The sequence below is a fragment of the Treponema sp. JC4 genome (assembly GCF_000260795.1).
In the GTDB taxonomy this organism is placed as follows: Bacteria; Spirochaetota; Spirochaetia; order Treponematales; family Treponemataceae; genus Treponema_D.
This window is the reverse complement of sequence record NZ_AJGU01000004.1, coordinates 1-19,935: the sequence shown is the minus strand read 5'-3', so window position 1 is coordinate 19,935 and position 19,935 is coordinate 1. Positions and strand designations below refer to the sequence as shown.

The following is a 19,935-nucleotide window of genomic DNA, read 5'->3' as shown; positions in this document are numbered from 1 at the left end:
TTGAATAAGTTTGAAGCTGTAATTTCCTTATGTATCATCACTTTTTTTGCCTCAATTCAATATGCATTTCTTGGCGGAGTACCATCTTCTGTTTCTCAGTTCGGATATTTAACCATTACCAACGGAGCGGGTTTTATAATCGTTCTCCTCTTCTTTTTTGGTGAACTTTTCCGTCTTGATAAAAAACAGATTTTTCAGTCCTTTATACTTTCTCTGGAACAGGTTGCCTTTAATGTATTTTTAATTCTTGGCGCCGGAAAGACTGGAGCAACAGTAACCTCCTGCCTGCTTTCTGCCTATTTCGTATTCATTCCGCCTCTGGCACTGCTGCTTTTCCGCGAAAAACCTGATTTAAAAAGCTTCCCGGGCATTGCAATTGTTCTTACAGGCCTCTTTTTTATGATGAACTGCGAAGCTTCTGCCCTTTTGAGCGAAGGAGTTTTGTATCTTGTACTTGCGGATATTGTAATTGCCATTACAATCCTTACAATTTCCCGCTATTCAACAAGCTCTAACCCTTCAATCATCGCTATGGGCCAGCTTTTCTTTTCGCTTATAATTTCTGCTGCCTGCTGGATTGTCGAAGTTCTCTTCTTCGGTAAATCCTTTGCGCTTTCAATTGAACCTTCCTTCTGGATCTGCGTTTTATACGTCAGTCTTTTTATCCGCGGTTTATACAGCATTGTTCAGCTCTATGCCATGCGCTATGTTTCGCCTCTTTCATCATCTTTGATTTTCTCTACAGAAATCATAATGACAATGCTCATGTCGCCGGTGCTTGCCTTTATTTTTGGAACTGAAAAGGAAATCATAACTCCGATGAAGGCAATTGGAGCCGGAATTATGGTTGCAGGTGTTCTTCTTGCAGACAACTCTGTTTACACTGCAATAATCAAGGGCTTTAAAAAACTGACTCAGACGAAATCTGAAAAAAAATCAATAACGGAGCTTATAAAGTACCTTGCTTCCGAGTCAAAAAAATGGTGGCCGATTGTAATTTCCATAGCGGTAATATATACCGGTCTGGACTTAATCGTTCAGAAGATGAATTTCCTGCAATACACAAGTCTTATCGGCCTTAAAAACTTTTTACCAGTAACATCAGGCTTGTTATGGGGAATCTGGGGAGCTGCAGGCTGCTGCCTTGGCTGTCTTTTTTCTTCCCTTATTATGAACACTCCTTCAAATATTGTTCTTGCGGAATGTTTCTGTAATCTTTTTATTGGAGTAGGACTCTGGCTCATCTGGCACAGTACAGTAAAAACTCATTATATAGGCTTTAACAAAAAACGCCATTTTGGCATTTTCATTTTATCTCTTTTCAGCCTTTCAATAATATCATCATATCTGATTTCAATTTTTTCTTCTGAATCTGATTTTTTACCAGTCTTTATTTCCTTCACAACAATGGGACTTTTTGTTGCCCTTCCTCTGATTATTCTTTTTGGAAGCCTTCTTCATGTACAGACAGCAATTCCTTCCAAATATCAGTTTAATCCGGATGTAAAAGGCAGTATTACTTCAGATTCTCATACACTCGCAGTCTTTAACGAACAGATAGAAGAAGGCGCTTCCATAAAGAATATAGGCATTAAGCGCATGTTTGAAGTTCAGAGTTGTATAGAAGAGATTTGTATCAGAATCCTTAATGAATTACCCGAAACCACAATAAATATCAGCATAGTTTTTGGAAATGCAATTTCAGTACGAATTTCATATAAAGGAAAACCATATAATCCCTTTCATATGAAGGTAAGTGATGATGCCCTTTCCATGACAGGTCTTAAAATTCTGCGTCACAGGGCTTTAAGGGCAAGTGTCCTTACAAGCAGAAAAAGAAATGAAACCCGTATTCATATCGTAATATAGAATTTCATACTCAAGGAGCTAAGAAATGGATATAAGCGAAAAAAAACGAAAGACAATCCGCCAAAAGGTAAACTCAATGGTTCTTGCAATCACCATGATTTCTCTTTTACTGACCAGCCTGATTGGTGTATTCAGCATGCTTCGCATTCAGAAAAAAAGCAAGGTCGCCCTGCTCAATCAGACTGTGCAGAAACTTCATGCTTTTTCTGAAGGTAAGGCCAAGCTTGCAGATTCGGAACTCAGAAACTTTCTGAACTGTACTTCCCAGTTTGCCGATTACATTAACGACATTTACAAAAACCCCTCACAGTTTAAGGAAAAGGAAGTTCTTCCTCCTGATGCAAAAAACGGCGGCACCTGGGTTTTGCAGAGAACCTTTGCAACAGAAAAAAATAAGTACGCTGATGTAAAAAGAGAACTCAGCCTGCTTGGTAATGTCGAGCATATTTTTAAGCCGATTATTCATACTTATAATGATAAAATTTTAAGTATTTACATTGCCACAGAAAACGGTTTTATGGTTTCTTACGACCCTAACTCTGATAATGATAAGGCTAACGACGGAATTTCAGAAGTTTACTACGACTATTTTAATTCTCCCTGGTATCTTCTTGCAAAAAATACTGGAAAAACCTGCTTTACCGATGTTTATTCAGACTCTTTTGAACACGGCCTTATGATAAGCTGCGCTTCTCCTTTCTATGACGCCGAAAAGAATTTCAAGGGCGTTGTCTGCATGGACGTTCTTATTTCCGATTTGTATAACGCAACAGTTAATGTTTCTGACATTGAAGGTGCATACGCTTTCTTAATTGATACAAAAGGAAATGCAATTTCTCCTGCCCCGGTAATTGCATCAATTTTTGATGATGAAAATCTTGATGACCCCATCCGTGAAAAAATGCTTAATAAAGAAAACAACGTTGAGCTTACTTCTCATGATGTTTATTACGCCTATTCTCCTTTAGAGACCACAGACTGGGAATTCTGCATCTGCATACCGCAGAAAACTGTTCTTGAGCCTGTAGCAGATATGGCCCGTCATATCAGAATTGCAATTATTATTTTTGCAATCCTTATGATTTTAATTATTGCAATTGTTACGGGAATTGTTCAGGATTTTGCCCAGACTCTTACACACCCTCTTGAATCACTTGTTGAAGACGTAAAAATTATCAGTAAAGGTAATTTTGAACGTCGTGCCAGAGCCTTTGAAAATGATGAAATCGGTGACCTTGCTTCCTGCGTAAATGCAATGTCTGTTTCGCTTCAGAAATATATTTCTGATTTAACTGCGGTTACGGCAGAAAAGGAAAGAATTGGTGCCGAGCTGAACGTTGCAACAAAAATCCAGGCAGATATGCTTCCACAGATTTATCCTGCCTTCCCTGATCACAAAGAATTCGACCTTTTTGGTACCATGGACCCTGCAAAAGAGGTTGGCGGCGACCTGTATGACTACCTGCTTCTTGATGATGACCATCTTATGATTGTTGTAGGCGACGTTTCGGGAAAAGGTGTTCCTGCAGCCCTCTTTATGGTAATTGCAAAAACTCTGCTTGAAACTCACAGCATTCAGCGTCTTTCTCCTTCTGAAATTTTCCAGACTACCAACAATGAACTTTGCAAAGGAAATGAAACAGGTCTCTTTGTAACCTGCTGGCTTGGAATTATAACTTTGAGCACAGGCGAAATGCGATTTGTAAATGCCGGACATCCATTCCCTGTTCTTTATCACAATGGGGAATTCGATTTTGTAAAGACAAAACCAAATTTCGTACTTGGCGGCATGGATGGACTTCCTTTCACAGAACATACTATCACTCTGGAAAAAGGAGACCGCCTGCTTGTTTACACAGACGGTGTTACAGAGGCAACTGATGCAAACGAAAAACTCTTCGGCGATGACCGCTTGCTTGCAGCAATGAAGGGAACAGAAAAAATGACAGCCCCGGAAACCTGTAAAGCACTGCGAAAATCAATCGATGAATTTGTTGGTGATGCAGAACAGTTTGATGACATCACAATGCTTCAGTTAATTCTTAAGGAATAAAAAGAAACAGCTGAAAAAGAAAGGGCTGCCCGAGATAAAACCGGACAGCCCTTTCTTTTTCAGGCTAAGCGTCTTATTTTACAGCCTTTTTCAAAGCCTCAACCTTGTCTGTTTTTTCCCAAGGGAAGCCTTCGCGGCCAAAATGACCGTAAGAAGCAGTCTTGCGGTAAATCGGCTGCTTGAGGTTCAAAGTCTTGATGATTCCGGCCGGAGTACAGTCAAAAACTTCTTTTACGGCAGCTTCAATTTTTTCGCGGGCTACTTTTTCTGTTCCGAAAGTCTGAACCATGATTGAAACAGGGAAAGGAACTCCGATTGCGTAGGCAAGTTCTACTTCTGCGCGGTCTGCAAGGTCTGCGGCTACAATGTTTTTTGCAATGTAACGTGCCATGTAGGCAGCTGAACGGTCTACCTTTGAAGGGTCTTTTCCAGAGAATGCTCCGCCACCATGACGTCCCATTCCGCCGTAAGTATCAACGATGATTTTACGACCTGTAAGTCCTGAGTCTCCGTCAGGGCCACCGATTACAAACTTTCCTGTAGGGTTAATAAAATATTTTACCTTATCATCCAGAAGTCCTGTAGGCTGGAGAACAGGCTTAATCACCTCTTCGATGATTGTCTTTTTGATTGTGTCGTAATCAACATCAGGATTATGCTGATGAGAAACTACAACAGTATCAATGCGAACCGGCTTGTTTCCGTCATATTCAATTGTAACCTGAGATTTTGCATCAGGGCGCAGCCAGGCAATTTTACCTGAATGGCGAAGCTCGTGAGCGCGGAGCAGAATCTGGTGTGAATAGTAAACCGGAGCCGGCATCAAAGCTGGAGTTTCGTTGCAGGCAAAGCCGAACATCATTCCCTGGTCACCGGCACCCTGCTGTCCTTCGTATTCATCAAGACCCTTTCCTACAACACCCTGATTAATATCAGCTGACTGAGCATGGAGTCTGTTCATAAAAAGACAGTTTGCACCGTCAAGACCAACATCAGGCGAATTATATCCGATATCCAGAGCAACGCCGCGGGCAATTTTTTCTACATTGTGATTGAATTCCTTCAAATCAACATCTTTAGAAAATCCGATTTCACCACCAACCAGCAGAAAGTCTGTAGAAGAGAAAGTTTCGCATGCAACGTGAGCATCAGGATCAAGACTAAGGCAGTAATCCAAAACTGCATCAGAAACCTGATCACAAAGTTTATCCGGGTGGCCTTCGCCAACTGATTCAGAAGTAAATAAATAGTGATTGTTAGATAAGATAGACATATTAAGTCTCCTATTTAGCAAGATTTTCACTCTCATACGAGGTGATGTCCGCCCTGCAATTTGGATAAATCGGCGGATAGAAGTGTTTTACACTGATGTAATAACATAATATTAACGTTTTTATCTATAATAATCAAATAAATTCGTATATCTATATATACAAAAACAAAACAAAATGTTAAAATACGCCAAAACACTATATAAATAACAACCCACTTGGAGACTTCAAATGGCATTGAAGAAGAGTTTTTCAAAAGACGGTAAAAAATGTACTGTAACTTTTTCTGTTTCACCAGAAGCAGCTAAAGATGTTTCAAAAGCTAATGTAGTTGGTGACTTCAACAGCTGGAGCAGCACAGATACTCCAATGAAGAAGGCAAAAGACGGTTCATTTACTGCAAAACTTGAACTTGATGCTGACCGTGAATATCAGTTCCGTTACCTTCTTGATGGAACACGATGGGAAAATGACTGGAAGGCAGACAAATACATTCCGGCACCTTATTCAAATGCAGATAACTCTGTGGTTGTTACTAAAAAAGATTTCTAAGCCGAACGGCAGAGTAAACATAAAGGAAGCAGGCTGTCCCAAAAAGGGCAGCCCTTTTTTTATTTCTAAAGCGCTAATGAATTCTTATAAATCATCGAAAATATAGATATGCAGAAAACCAGTTTTAATCATATATCAGATACTTTTGGAAAGCGGATTTTGTTCCTGCTTCTCCTTATTTTCAGCGTTTGCAGTCTGAAACTTTGTGCAGAAGATATTACACCTGCCCAGGCACAGGTAGCACGAGAAACCTTTGTTGCCGAATCTAAAAAATATGTAGGCTGCCCTTATGTTTTAGGTGCCGTTGGACCTGACAGCTTTGACTGCTCAGGCTTGATTTATTATGTTGCCCGCGAATCTGTCGGCATTCAGCTGCCAAGAACTGCAAAGGCCATTTACAGCTACTGCCGCATCGTGCCGGACAAGAGCCGCGAAATTGGAGACCTTGTTTTCTTTAAAACAAACAGCACAGGAAACATTTCGCACGTAGGAATTTACATAGGAAACGGTCAGTTTATTTCTGCCATCAGCGACGGAGAAAACACCGGCGTTATCATTTCTTCATTAAATCAAACTTACTGGAAGGGAAAGTACGTTGCTACCGGTCAGTTCTTAAAGTCTGGAACAGGAAGTGAAGAACAGGTAGAAGAAGCAATTGCCCAGGATGCAAAAGCAAAGGAAAAGCATCCCCGCCAGGTTCACGCTTCCCGCAGCGGAAACAGCATAACAAGCAACGTCATTTTCGATGCCTGCACAAATATCGGCTGGTCTTTAATTTCGCCAAATTCCTTTATGTTCCGCTTCCGTGCAGTTGATATTCAGGTAAATGCCCGCTATAAAAAATGGTTCTTAGAACCTGGTATCGCACTGGGAGCAAGAATCAACTTCAGTCAGGATGTTTTTCAGATTCCGATTTTGTTTACAGCTACAATGAGTGAATACGTTCGCCTTTATGCAGGTCCTGTAATTTCCTTCAGCAATGCTCACCTGGTTACAACTGATAAATCAATTTCTGCTTCAGTATTTCCGGGAACAATCGGCGTTGTTTTTTCAACTCCTAGTTTTTCTATCAAGGATGCAAAAGTTCAGTTTGTACAGGACATAAGCTATTCTGTTTTCAATAACACTGATAACGCTGCCCTCAACTTCCTTGAATCTGCTTCTGCAGGTCTTGTTATGTTTACAGGAATCCGCGTGAGCCTGCCTTTAAGTACTTTTGTTAGATAATAAAATTATGATGAAAAAGCTGCCTGTAATTTTTGCTCTTCTCCTCCTCACCTTAAGCCTTGCTGCCTGCAAGAATACAGCATCCTTTGCCCTTCTTGAGGACAATTCAATTTCTTTTGAACTGGACTGCTCTTTTGAGCAGAACGGTCCTATTCAAAAATTACTTGAAAGCGTAGGAACTGATTTTAATCAGCTTAATCTGGAAGAGCTTAGGGAAGGCCTTTTAGAAGAAGGCTTTAATTCGGTTTCGGTTTACAGAAAAAAGGAAGGCGACATAATCATAAAAGCTCTACTTCCGCCTGATAATCCCATTGTAAGCAGGCAGAATGACCTTATTACCTTCAGATTGACTCCCCTAAACTTCCGCGATTTATACAATGGCTCCGGGGAAAAACTTGCGGCTGTTTTTGATCTTTTTTTAATTCCTGCCCTTGCTGATGATGAAGAAACCGCCTCTTTAGATGAAAATGGCTATCTGGAATTAATCGCTTCCTTCTACGGCCAGAATTTTGCGGATGAAATAAGCCGAAGTTCTTTAAAAATTAATTTAAAAAATAAAAAACAAAATACCGCTCAAAAAACTTTGTCATTTGCCAGTCTTTTTACCATTAAGGAAGCAATTGAATTCTCTCTTTAACTTTGATTTTGATATAGAACACAGGAGTCGATGATGAAAAAACTTCTGATTTTTATTTTTACAGCACTTTTTTCTATAAATCTTTTTGCTTTTGACGGGGCTGTAAGCGGTTGTAAAAAGATTTTAGTTTATAAAACCACCTGGTTTGACCTGATTTATGCAGAAGAAAACGAGCAGACTGCCAGAATTCTGATTGCCAATGCAGACCGCATTTACGAAGAGGCAGCCAGTCAATATGGAATAAAGCCTCAGTGCCGCATGCCCCTTGTAATTACCCAGAAAGTCGAACAGTTCAATGCAAACTGGACATCCTATCCCTATAATCACATTGTAATTTACGACACCCTGCCTACGGAAAATCTTCAGGTACTTCAAGATACAATTCTTGGAACCTTCTGGCACGAAATTACTCATTCAATTACCTACAATATGAAGAATCCCTTCTGGAAAGGACTTGGCCTTTTCTTTGGTGATGAGTTTTATCCGGGTTCAATTACTGTTCCGAGGGGAATGGCAGAAGGCGCCGCCGTTGCAAGTGAAAGCATCACCGGTCAAGGCCGATTAAACAGTGAATTTGCAAAACACGCAATTAAACAGGCAAAAATTGAAGGAGAATTCCCTTATTACAGCGATGTTCAGGGCGCTTCAGACAAATATCCGCTGGGAAGCTTTTACGAATTTAACGGAGCTTTTTACCAGTGGGGTCAGGATAAATACGGTCTGGAAAAATATGCTGACTTCTGGTACAGACTCTGTAACTTAAAGTCAATTTCAGTAAGCGGTGCCTTCAAAAAAGCTTTCGGGCAGACACTTCGTTCGGCATGGAAGGAATTCGAAGGTGACCTTGCTGTACAGGTTGAGGGAACTGAAAAAAATCCTGTACAATCAGGCTTTGCAAGGGACTTTTTTACCCCAGATTCAGATGATTATTCGGTGGCAAACTCTTCGGGCGCCCTTTACGAAAACCTGAAAAAATGTGACCAGGGCTTAATTTATATAAATTCAAAAAACTCTTCCCTTTATTTTGTTGATAAGGGCCAGCTTTCTGAAGGAAAAGAAATCTCTCCAAAAAAACTTTTTACCCTGCAGCAGATGGAAAAAGCTGATATTTCCAAAGACGGACGCTTTATTGCAGTTCAGCTTATGAGCCAGAGGGCAGCCGCCCATAAATCAAAAATTCAGGTTTACGACAGGAAAAACGGAAGTTTTAAGGCTTTGCCAAAGCTTACAAATATTCACGATGCTGTAATTCTGGAAAAGGGCGGGGAATATTATCTTGTCTGTCAGATTTACCAGTCGCCGATTATAAAAATTGAAACTTTTAAACTGGACTTGAACGCAAAGGGAGCTTTGCAGACCTTTACACAATTCTCTTCTTTTAAACTTCCTAAAGGCAGTCTTTTTCAAAGTATAACCTGGCTGCCAGAAATGCATACTGACGGAGCAGCAGCCTTTGCCGCAATCAAAAAATCAGGGCTGAATTATTCTATATGCGGCTATACGATTGAAGGAGGGCTTATTTTTGAAAATGCCCTGCCAGGTAATAATACTGCAGCCCGCTATCTTTCTTATGATGAAGCTTCAAACCGATTTTTATTCAGCTACACAGAGCCGGACACTATGCCCCGCCTTGCAGGTTTTGATTTACAGAGTAAAGCTTTCACTTTTGAAAAGGCAGATTTTTCGGGCGGTATTTTTAATCCGGTTTCTGAAGAGGGAAAACTTATTTACCTTGGAAAGTTTTACCGCCAGAACAGGCTTTTTGTTAAAAATGACCAGGAGCTTTCCCAAGGGCTTTCTGAAAACAAGGCTTACAAAATAAGAAAGCCAGACCTTTCTCTTGGGCAGGTAAATCCGCCGGTGGAAGGGGAATTAAAAACTAAGCCTTACAACCGCATGAACTATTTGCGAGGTTCTCTTTATCCGCTGAGTTCACTTACTTCAAACTCATATAATTACGGTCAGAAAACTTCTTATCTGATGCCGGTTTCTGCATCCTATCTGAATGTAAGCCCCTGGACTTCCGGCATTTTTATAATTGAACTTGGTTTCGGACCTATAACAAATTCGGCTGGTATTCAGGTGGAATACCAGAGCGGAACCTTTACAAATCTTTTTAAGTATGCGCTTCTTGGTTTTTCTGAATTCGATAAGGCGGGATGGAAACAGTCACGCGGAAGTGGAACAATAACTTCTACAATTCCATTCGGACGCATTTCAAAACTGATTTTCAGCGATACCCTGCTGCTTCACTACGGCCGTTCCAACCTGACAAAGGCTCAGGCAAAATTAAAATATGATAAACTGGGTCTTGGCTGGGCCTATTCAGACAGCAATAAAAAATATTTTTATGCTCAGGAAGCCTTTAGCGCAGGCTACAGCAATATTCACCAGTGCGGTGACGGAAAATATTCGAATGCCGGCTTTTCTGCGGCAGCTGTTTTCTCTACCCGTTACAATGCCAACAACCGCTATGATTTAGACAAATACGAATTTTACAATGATCTGGGCTTCAGATCTTCAATTACCCTTCCCCGCCTGCTTCCACTTCGGGATACTTTGAACCTGACTTATAATCTTCCGTCAACAGTCAGCCTTTACCTTTTTGCCCAGGCAAAAAAAGCAGATTTTTCAATTCTTGGCAGCCTGAAGCCTGCAGACTTCCCGGAATTTAATGCCGCAACCCTTGATTTTGAAAGTATTCTTTTTGGCGCAGACATTCAGAAAGGAGCCGGTATTCTTTTCTTTAATGATGCCCGTGTAATTTTCCATTACAAACTGGGCTTCAGTTATACAGAGCTACATGATGATGATAACTGGCGTATTCTGGACTTGGGAGATTATCTAAAAGACCTGGGAGGTCAAGTTCCTTTTGAGCACTTTTTCGGTCTGAAACTAGCAGCAGGGATTACACCAAACTACGGAGTTACGGCTAATTACCGCTTTAAGACAGAAACATATTTTGAAGCAGGCCTAGCCGTAAAAGAAAACAAAAGTTACGGCTACGGAGCATTAGGCTTTAGTATGAACTATTAGGGGGCGTTGCGGGGTCTCCCCGCTGGGTGGGGTAGCGAGCAACGACGTGCGAGCGTAGGGCGGGGCTCCGCCCTCCTTAATTCACCTTAATCTGTCCCAGAACCTCACCTATCTTACCGCGGACAACCAGACTTGCACGGCTATCCTGCATGGTGGCAGTTTTATTTATTAAAACAAGGTTTTCGCCGTGGAAGTAGTCAACAAGGCCGGCAGCAGGGTAAACCGTAAGCGAAGTTCCGCCAATTATCAGGGTGTCGGCATTTTTAATTGCCATAATTGAGTTATTGATTGTGTCGTTATCAAGGCCCTCTTCGTAAAGAACAACGTCCGGCTTAATAAGCCCTCCGCAGCCTTCCTTTGTACAGTGAGGCAGCTTGTCAGGGGCATTTGCGCTTTCTTCAATAATTTTTTCGTCATAAAAAGCGTGGCAGTATTCGCAGTAATTACGCAAAACGCTTCCGTGAAGCTCGTAAACGGTTTTACTTCCTGCCTTCTGGTGCAGCCCGTCAATATTCTGCGTAACTACGGCTTTAAGTTTGCCGGCTTTTTCCAGTTCCGCAAGCTTGTAGTGGGCAGCATTAGGTTCAACGCCCTTAATCAAAAGCTTTTCGCGATAGAAGCGGTAGAATTCCTTTGTATTTTCGTAAAAGAAGGTTCTGCTGATAATCTGTTCCGGCGGATAAGCCCATTTCATATTGTAAAGGCCGTCTACGCTACGAAAATCCGGGATTCCAGATTCTGTAGAAACACCGGCTCCGCCAAAAAACACAATGTTTTTGCTTTTGTCAATTATCTCCTGTAAACTAGAAATATTATCTAAAAGTTTGTTTTTTTTACTTAGCATAAGACCTTCCTTCTTATAGTGGCGAATTATATATTTGCTCTCAAGTTTTCTACTTATAAATTAGACCAATTCTGCCGATAAGTAAATAACTCTCTTTATGTATTTTTTTTATAGAGGTTGTTGATAATGATTAAAAAATGTAAAAGATTGTTTATCACTTTCTCTCTTGCAGCCTTGACCGCTCTTCCGGTCTTTGCGCAGTTTACTGCTCCAAAGGTAGAAAACATAACTGCGCAGAATTTGAACAGCTGGCAGGATAGCTTTGATCTGGATAAACGAAAAACTGGTAAGTACAACATTATGATTACCGCAAAGGATTTGGGTGGAAACACGACTGTAGAAGGCCCGCACAATATCTGGCTTGACCCAAAATCTGACCTCCCGGTTTGTACTATTACCAACCCATATTCAGGCATGCGCGTTATAGGTAACCTGAACATTGTAGGTACCTGTGTTGATGATGATGGCGTTGCAAAAGTTAAGCTCATTCTTGATGAAGGAAAAGAATCTGAACTCCGAGTAGACGCTCAGGGTAAGGAATTCTGGTCATACTACCTGGATACAACTCAGCTTGAAGAAGGCGACCACACAATCAAGGTAATCGGCTATGATATAAATGCCCTTCAGGTAGAAGGAAATCCGACGGTTGTAACCTGGAAACTTGACCGAAAACTTCCTGTAACGAGCCTTTATGACAAAGAAATGGGTATGCTTGTTTCCGGAAAAGTGAATTTTAAAGGTCTTGTAACCGACGGAAACGGAATTAAAAAGCTTGAAGTTTCTACGGACGGTGGCGAGCATTTTAACCTTCTGAAACTGAAAAAACTTAAAAAGAACGGCTCTGAGTGCGAATTTGCCTTTGATATTGATACTAAAAAATTTAATGACGGACCTAATGTTATCTGGTTCCGTGCAACTGATGAAACAACCAGCGTCGGACTTTATTCCTTCCTCTATTTTATTGATAACACAAAGCCTGACGTAAAGATTGTAAGTCCTGCAGAGGGCGAAGTTAAAAACGGAAAATTCTCGGTTGCGGGCTATGCAAAGGATAAAATCGGAGTTACTTCGCTTACCTGGACTTTTGGAAACGAAAGCGGAGAATTTGAACTTACACCTGGAAACCCTTACTGGAAACTTGATTTGAACACAATCGGCATGAAGGAAAAATCTGTTAAATTTTCAGTTCATGCCCTTGACCGTGCAGGAAACACAACAGATGTTGTTCGCAATATTCCTTTGAATCAGGAAGATGATAAGCCTGTAGTTGAAATTAAAAATCCTGCGCCTGACCAGACTTTTGGCGGACGCGACTCTTTTGTTGTTCGTGGTTTTGCAAAGGATGATGATGCCCTTGCTTCTGTAAAAATCGTGATTGACGGAAATCAGGAAGAAGCCTTTATTCAGGAAACAAGAGGTGCTTTCTCTTATACACCAGAATTTCCAGAAGGACTTAAAACCGGTAAGCATTATGTAACCGTTACCGGAATTGATGAAAACGGAATTGAAGGAAATCCGGTAACTGTAAACTTCTATTCTGTCGGTCTTGAAGCAGACTTTACAGACGCTCATATCAGCGGCGGAAAAACTATTACTGATTTTGTTAACGGCATGGAGATTCACCCGGAAAGCGGTTCAACTTTTGAAGTAACTGCAAATTCTACTGTGGGAATTAAATCGGTTCACAAGGAAATCAGATGGGGAAAAGAAGGCCTGGAAGCTTTTGATGAAACTTTTTCTAAGCCTGCTTTGAGCCAGAAAATTACATTGCCAATTACACCGGATTTTCCTAAGGGCGTTTTGCAGCTGGTAATTCAGACAACTGATATCGCTGACCGCGTTTCTGAATTCCGCGGAGTACTTTACGTTACAAACACAACAACCGTAAAGGCAAGCGAGCCTTCTATTGTGCTTGACGACAGCCGTATTGATGAAGACGGCACAATTATCAATAATCCGGAATTCCCGGCAAGCGCATATTTTATTGGTGCCTATGCAACTAAGGTAGAACTTGTGCCTGCAACTCCTTTTGCTACTGCAGAGCTTGACGGAAATCAGATCCGTCTTGTGGCAGGTGATGCTGTGGGTGGTTCTGCAGACGTAAAAATCCGTGTTACAGCAGATAACGGAAAGACTTATGAGTCTAAAACTATCCGTTTTAAATCTGATACTGTAGTGCCGGAAATTGCTCTGGAAACAGAAAATACAAAGCTTTTGAAGGCTCAGCCGATTTATGAAGAAATAATTGTTGAAAAACCTGTTGAAGAAGTTGAGACAGAAAGCCTTGCTGAAGGTGAGGCCGCTGAAGAGACTTCCCAGCCAGAAGAAGAGCCTGAAAAGATTCTTCGTTTGAAAGGTTATGAGCCAATTCTCGTAAAGGGTAAAATTAGCTGCGAAACTGGAGTTGGAAATGCTTATTACAAAGTGCTTTCAACAATTACAGAACTCAAAGGTGGAATAATTGCTGCCCTTCATACAGAAACAAAAGAAGAAGTAAAAATCGACATTGCAAAGAACGGAGATTTCTCTTTTGAAATTAATCCAATGGATTTTGCCGACGGCGTTCACATTATAGAGATTGTGGCTGAATCTGCAGGTGGAAATAAATCTGCAAATGCTATTGCCTTTGAAAAGATTCCGGCAATTGAACCTGTAAATGGAAAAATGCCTGCTGCTAAGGCTCCTTTAATCAGCTGGCATGATGATTTTGATGTTTATGCAGTTGGTGTTTACCAGGGTAACTTTGCAGAAGAAAGCGACTCCTTTAAGATTTTCCCTCGCGCCGAAATGGCAGAAGGAAATAACGCTCTTTCAATGAATGTACTTGCAGAAGGAGCAAAAACACCTGTTGCTGGAAAATACACAGCGGCAAAAGCTCCTAGCCTTGAAGTAAATATTGCCAAAGTAAATGATATTGACTACTTAAGCGGTATGCCGGTAGTTGTACCATACGCTGCAAAAGATGCCGGAAAAATCCAGCTTTACATTAAATCAAGCGTAGCGGTAGGCGGCGTAAATTACGAAATTACAGGTGATGAAGTTTATGGCGGTGACCTTAAACAGACAGGCTCAGCAAAACTTTTGAAGCCTGCCCCGGAAAATCCTGACCTCTGGATTGCAGAAATCCCTCTTGGAAACCTGCCTGTTCGCGTAAATAATTTTACTGCAACTGTAAAAGCCGGTTCTCTTTCTAAAACAGTAAAGGGCGCTGTAAGCGTAGTCCGCGATTACCCGAGAGAATCTATTGAAGATTCTGAAAAAATCTTTGGTTATGCGGCAGGAAATACCGCTTTTGACGAAGAAACAGGAAATTACGTTCTTTCTGACGGTTCAAAATATTACTTCTACGCAAACCTTATGGCTCCACTTCGGGTAGAACTCCTTTCTAAAACTGAAGGCCTTAAGATTGACACAGACGGAAGCCTGATTACCCTTACCGCAGAAAAAGACGGTTATTACTCAGGCGTTTATGTGCGCGTTCACGACCAGTTCGGTAATGCCTACGAATCGCCACGCGTAAACTTTGTTGCAGATAACGCTGCACCTGTGGTAAATATGGTAGAACCTGTTTTTGCCCAGTGGCTTGGAAACACTTTAAAGGTAAGTGGAACTGCAGCGGATCCTAGCGGCATTGCAAAAGCAGAATACTCCTTTGACGGCGGCGAAACTTGGGAGGAATTCCCTATTCCTGCCAGCAAAAATCCTGGCGTAACCTTCAGCACAAGCGCAAGTCTCAATGAAGATCCTGATGGACTTATCTGTGTAGATATCCGCGCAACTGACTATGCTGGAAAAACAAGTTATGTTCATACCGCCTGCTTTAAGGATGTTACTCCACCGGAAGCGACAGTAATTGTTCCAACTCCGGAAGATATCGTAAACGGTGAAACCCTCATTGTTTTTGATATTAAAGATAACGGACATTTAAACAAGGCTGAATACGTGGCACCTCCTGTAAAAGGAAAGCAGCCTGTAAAACACCAGCTTGAACTTGCTCCATTAACAGGCATTCACGTAGGAACAGAAGAAAATCCTATTGATGATGCAATGTCATTCCTCTTCACAGATGATGCAGGAAATACTTCTACAATAGAACTCTGGGATTTTATGATTGATCAGGAATCTGATCTCCCGATTTCAGAAATCCACGTGCCGGAAGAAATGCAGATTATTACCCGCGACTTTACAATTTCGGGTGTAGTATATGATGATGACGGCGACACAACAATGTTCTATAAAATCGATAACAATCCTTTTACTCAGCTTCCTGAGCAGGGAACAAGCTTTGCTATCGACATTCCTCTTAATTCGCTCACAGATAACGAACATACAGTTACAGTTTACGCAGTTGATATTAACGGCGTAAAAGGACCGGAAACTACCCGTACCTTCAGAATTTCTCTGGAAGAACCAAAGGGAGCTGTTGAGCTTCCTACAATCGATACCCATAACCGCGAAAGAATTACAATCAGCGGCTGGGCAAGCGATAAAAACGGAATTGAAAAGGTGGAAGTTTCTCTGGACAGCGGTAACAGCTACAATGATGCTATCGGAACAGAAAAATGGCATTATGATGTAGATACCCGTGCCATCAACGGCGGAACTCAGGTTGTCTTCCTTAAGATTACAGATAAATACGGAATTCAGGGACTTTACTCAAGTATCATCAACATTGATAACGCCGCACCGGAAATCTCTCTTGAACTTCCGCTCGACGATTCAACAACTACAGGAAACCTCTTCTTCTCTGGCTTTACTTATGATAACGTTGGAATTACAGAGCTCTATGCTACAATCAGAAATCTTGATAAATCAGGACGTTCTGTTGTAAGAAACCTTAAAATTGAACGCGTAGTTGGTGAAACTCTTGATATCTCTGATCTGGAAAACGGCTTCTATAATATTGAAGTAACAGGAAAGGATAAGGCAGGAAACGCAACAAACGTCAGCCGCAATATCCACCTGGATAAGAACAAGCAGCCGGCAACAGTAGATATCCTCTACCCTCTTAACGGCGAGCACAAAAACGGTCTCTTTACAATTTACGGACAGTCTGAAGGTGAATACAAAATTGACCATCTGAACCTCTATCTGGACAACCAGAATATTGCACAGACAGAGCTTACAGACTGTGGCTTCTTTAAGTTCGATATGGGACCTGAAAATATTACCGACGGTCTTCATACCTATAAGGTTGGAACAGTTCTTGAAGGCGGAAAGGAAATTATTTCCCGCGAACAGACAATTACCTACAGCTCTGTTGGTCCTTGGGTTACCATCGACAACTTTACTTACGGTGATTTTGCTATAAACCGCCCTTATATTTTTGGCCGCGCAGGCTATTCTATCTCTGAAGACGAAGTTCTTCTTTCAAAAACAAAAGAAGTTACTCCTGAACAGAAGGCAGAAACTGAGGCAAAACGCGTTGTAAAAGTAGAAATCAGCTTTGATAACGGAAAAACCTTTACTCAGGTTTCTAAAAAGCAGGGCTGGGAATACCGAATTGAAAATGAAGATTTGCCTGAAGGCTATCACTTCTTCCTCATCCGTGCTGTAATGGCAAACGGCGAAGTTGCGGTAACCCGAACAATCATTCAGATTGATAATACAAAACCTACAATCCGCCTTATTACACCTGAGCGCGGCGGACGTTATAATCAGGTTTTGGATGTTTCCGGACTTTCAAACGATAATGTAAGACTTTCTGATGTAACCCTTACTTTGCGTAAGGGCGACAAGGCAGCCTACGAAGTTCCAAGCTTTATTCAGGGCTTGTACGTAGACTTCCACTTCTGGGGTGCTACTCTCTTCGACATCGGTGCCGGTCTTACCTTCTTTGACGACAACGTAAAACTTCAGTTCCAGTGGGGACAGTTCACTCAGGAACAGCGCGATTCTGTTTCTGACCTCTTTGGATTTGAACCTACAGGAACCCGCTACGGTGGAAACGTATTCGGCCTTAAGATTATTGCAAATATTGTTTCCATTCCGTTCAGCTACTTCCTTGGACGTGACTTTGAATGGCTGTACTCTAGTATAGGTATTGGAGCGCAATTCAGCTGGTTTGATCTTACTCAAAGTGGAAAAATGCAGACTTTGTCAGCTTTAATTGGACAGATTGAACTTCCAAAGGTAAAATTAAAGAATGCAAAGATGTTCAGTTCCTTTGCTTTCTACTTTGAAGGATCGCTCTGGTTTATTCCTACTGACGTTTCAAGTTCAGTTGAAATCCAGAGTCTTGTACCTCAATTTGCTATCGGTATAAGAACCAATATCTTCTAAGGAGACAGTTTAATTATGAAGACAAATAGGAATATGAGAAAAAAGATAAAAATTTTTGTTATCGCAGCTGGCCTTCTGCTGGCGGCGGGAACAAGTGCATTTGCAGTAGAAGAATATGTAAGTGCAATTTATAAAGAAATTGATACGGTTTTCTCTCATAAGTCGGAAGCAGAACTTAATGCTATCCTTAAGAAAAATCAGAATGACCGTTTCTACTATTTAATAGAAAATTACACGGAAAAGAAAATCCGTCGTCTGATTGTTGCAAACGATTATGATTTTGCCCTGGTTGCAACCGAAGTTGTTATTGAAAACAACCTTGATAATGAGCGTGCCGTTGAAATGTATTCTTCAATTCAGGACGCTTACGAAGACCAGAAAAAATATGAGGAGCAGCAGGAAGCCATCCGTCAGAAGGAAGCTGCCCGCATAGAAAAGGAAAAGGAATCTAAACGAGCAAGTGTTGATAAGCAGTATGTTGCATCTAAGAGCGCAGGCGGCGGTTCTGTTTATATTTCAGGCAAGGACAACGGCGCTAAAGATTCCGGCTGGTATGCTACTTTAGGCTTGGCCAGCGTTTCCCTTCTTACAGAGCAGGAAGCTGATGTAAAAGCAATGAACTACGGTATTGCTGCAAGCTACACCTACGACCATGATGCCACCCATGTAAATCTTGGTCTGGATCTTGGTCTTGATTTCAGGTTTATTGATTTGGGAAGCGGAGATTCAAAAATTCCTCTCTTCCTGGATTTAGATATTTTGGGAAAAATTGCACCTACAAAGGCATTTAAATACTTCTTTGTTCGTGCAGGTTTTACAGCGCTTATGTCAGGAAAATCAAAGGATTCTGTAAAAACAAATCCAGTAGTTAATGATTTCTATACTCCTGCAGTGGGAATACAGTTAGAAAGACTGCCTTTAGGGCCTATAGCCTTTACAATGAATCTTGATTACTATCCTGGCCATCTTTTCTATGATGACATAAAAGCAGCTGTTGGTGCCGGCGCAAATCTTTCTGTGCCGTTCACAAAATTGGATCAAATTAAACTTTCGTTTAATCTTGGGGTAAAAGACAGATTATTCTTAAAAGACGGTAGCATCGAAAATCGTGCTAATATCATTCTTGCAATTGGAGCTGAAAATGTTGGAAAATAAGCTTAAAAAAATCATTCTTTCTCTCACTTTTGTTACTTTTGTTTTTGCTGCTTTCGCGGCCACAACAGATTTATCTTTACGTTTTCTTGATAAAGCTGAACTTGCTTACGAACAGGAGAACGTTGAAGAGGCTTACAAATATGTAAACCAGGCTCTTGCAGTAGCAAAAGACGAATCTTCACAGGCAAATGTCCTCTACTTTGCACGCACAGTTTATGCAGAAAAATTGCAGCGGCTTTTGAACAACTATGATGAGCTGGCTTTTATCGAAGTACAGACAAATCTTGAACGTTACCCTAATATTGAAAACGCTAAGATTAAAAAGCTTGTACGCCAGATAGAATCTCAGGTAACTACAAACGAAAAGGCTCAGGATCGTGCCCGTCAGCAGAAGCAGTTTGACCAGATGATTGAAGCCCAGAAAGAGGCAAACGCTGAGCAGACAAATGCAATCCGCGAACAGATTGAAGCAAGCAACAAAAACCAGGCTGAATTTAAAGAAAGCTTTGAAAAAGGCTTCTCTAACCTTGGAAAGGCTTTCTCTGACAGTGCGGAAGAAACCAAGCGTTCTACAAAAGTGCTTACTTTATCAATCATCGGTATTGCCCTTTTGATTTTGATTATTGTTACACTTATCATTCTTGTTGTACGCAAGGGCTTTAAGGCTCAGCAGGTTCAGCAGGCCCAGTATGTTCAGGCCTTCAAGATGCTTGCTGCAAACCAGAACCAGACAAACCGCATCATGCTTGGCGGCATTACAGATATTTACGGTTCAAATCCTACAATGAGAATTGCGGGCGCTTCTACCTGGGAACCGGCAGCTGCCCTTCCAGACGTAGAATTCACCGAAGAAGATGAAGAAGAACTTAAACAGCTTGCAGTTAAGTGTGAAGAAATCGGTTCAAAAATTGATGCCGCTACAGGACGTAAAAACAACTCTAAAAATGTCAGCGAACTTGTTTACAAGCTTTCTATGGCACTGGGACTTCCACAGGGAATGGCAATGCTC

The 19,935-nt window shown here is 41.3% G+C and carries 11 protein-coding genes; 9 read left to right on the top strand and 2 right to left on the bottom strand.

The features are described 5' to 3' along the window. Positions 1 to 1,869 (top strand): DMT family transporter, encoded by a 1,869-nt coding sequence (locus MSI_RS03310; RefSeq protein WP_009103704.1) that lies wholly within the window; start codon positions 1 to 3, stop codon positions 1,867 to 1,869. A gap of 25 nt (positions 1,870 to 1,894) precedes the next feature. Further along, positions 1,895 to 3,922, top strand: coding sequence for a SpoIIE family protein phosphatase (locus MSI_RS13825; protein ID WP_009103702.1), 2,028 nt, complete (start codon positions 1,895 to 1,897; stop codon positions 3,920 to 3,922). Between the two features lie 73 nt (positions 3,923 to 3,995). Here MSI_RS13825 and metK read toward each other — a convergent pair whose 3' ends face one another. After that, a complete protein-coding gene (metK, locus tag MSI_RS03300; RefSeq protein ID WP_009103700.1) occupies positions 3,996 to 5,195 on the bottom strand; it encodes a methionine adenosyltransferase in 1,200 nt (399 codons plus the stop codon). 229 nt (positions 5,196 to 5,424) lie between these two features. On the opposite strand from metK, the gene MSI_RS03295 reads away from it, so the two are divergent. The 4 genes from MSI_RS03295 (at position 5,425) to MSI_RS03280 (ending at position 10,645) form a co-directional block, all read left to right on the top strand. Continuing rightward, entirely contained in the window at positions 5,425 to 5,745 is a 321-nt protein-coding gene (locus MSI_RS03295) for an isoamylase early set domain-containing protein (protein ID WP_009103698.1), read from the top strand. A 108-nt stretch (positions 5,746 to 5,853) separates the two neighbouring features. Further along, a complete protein-coding gene (locus MSI_RS13820; RefSeq protein ID WP_009103696.1) occupies positions 5,854 to 6,972 on the top strand; it encodes a C40 family peptidase in 1,119 nt (372 codons plus the stop codon). Positions 6,973 to 6,979: 7 nt separating this feature from the next. Beyond that, complete coding sequence (locus tag MSI_RS03285) at positions 6,980 to 7,609, top strand: hypothetical protein (RefSeq protein ID WP_009103694.1); 630 nt, start codon at positions 6,980 to 6,982, stop codon at positions 7,607 to 7,609. 30 nt (positions 7,610 to 7,639) lie between these two features. Beyond that, complete coding sequence (locus tag MSI_RS03280; RefSeq protein WP_039924144.1) at positions 7,640 to 10,645, top strand: hypothetical protein; 3,006 nt, start codon at positions 7,640 to 7,642, stop codon at positions 10,643 to 10,645. 76 nt (positions 10,646 to 10,721) lie between these two features. Here the strand turns inward: MSI_RS03280 and MSI_RS03275 are convergent, their stop codons facing one another. Further along, positions 10,722 to 11,489 (bottom strand): NAD-dependent protein deacylase, encoded by a 768-nt coding sequence (locus MSI_RS03275; RefSeq protein ID WP_009103690.1) that lies wholly within the window; start codon positions 11,487 to 11,489, stop codon positions 10,722 to 10,724. Between the two features lie 126 nt (positions 11,490 to 11,615). Between MSI_RS03275 and MSI_RS13815 the strand changes: the two genes are divergently transcribed. The 3 genes from MSI_RS13815 to MSI_RS03260 form a co-directional block, all read left to right on the top strand. Continuing rightward, positions 11,616 to 17,771, top strand: coding sequence for an Ig-like domain-containing protein (locus tag MSI_RS13815; RefSeq protein ID WP_009103688.1), 6,156 nt, complete (start codon positions 11,616 to 11,618; stop codon positions 17,769 to 17,771). Positions 17,772 to 17,786: 15 nt separating this feature from the next. Beyond that, the gene (locus tag MSI_RS03265; RefSeq protein ID WP_009103686.1) at positions 17,787 to 18,926 is read left to right on the top strand and encodes a hypothetical protein; all 1,140 of its coding nucleotides are present in this window, start codon (positions 17,787 to 17,789) and stop codon (positions 18,924 to 18,926) included. Further along, positions 18,913 to 19,935, top strand: a 1,023-nt coding sequence (locus MSI_RS03260) for a hypothetical protein (RefSeq protein WP_039924139.1), incomplete at its 3' end; no start/stop codon positions are given. The genes MSI_RS03265 and MSI_RS03260, both read left to right, overlap by 14 nt.